Annotated in this window: 1 protein-coding gene; it reads right to left on the bottom strand. The window is 45.3% G+C overall.

Translation table 11 applies throughout. The features are described 5' to 3' along the window. On the bottom strand, positions 1–441 hold a 441-nt coding region (locus ACTHUM_RS18700; protein ID WP_440403782.1), incomplete at its 3' end, for an AMP-binding protein. Between the last annotated feature and the right edge of the window lie 73 nt (positions 442–514).

Raw genomic sequence — 514 nt, 5'->3', positions numbered from 1 at the left:
GTCATCACTACTGGCAGCTTTGGTTTCGCCAATCCAGATGATTTTATTGACTTTGGTTTTGGCTTTGATGTTTTTGAGTTCTTTGGCCAACGACGCTGAGGCGAACATAAAGCGTGCGCCGCAGTCATTGAGGATGTAGGAAAATTCTTCGCTTTTCAAAAAGACATTGAGTGGGACGGCTACCGCTCCGATGGAAGTAATGGCGAAATAGGCAGTAATAAATTCGGGAGAGTTGGAAACGACCAGGGCGACCTTGTCGCCATATTGTACGCCTTCGTGTTGCAGATAGGCGGCGACGGTTTCTACTTCGCGCTTGAGGGAGGAATAGCTGATTTTTTCTTTGTCGTTGAAAATGACCGTGCCTTTACTGTTTTTTTGGCAGGCTGCAGTCAGCATAGCGTAAAAATTAGAGTGGGTGTGCATTTCGGAGTTTGTGTCCATATTGTGTCGATTGATGTACGGTTTCGATGAGCCGTTTATTTCGAAGGATAGGTTTTACATCCTATCGGTAAAA

The sequence above is a fragment of the Neisseria sp. P0021.S006 genome (genome assembly GCF_051956895.1).
Note: the sequence above shows the minus strand (reverse complement) of the source record. Positions and strands in the feature narration are given on the sequence as shown.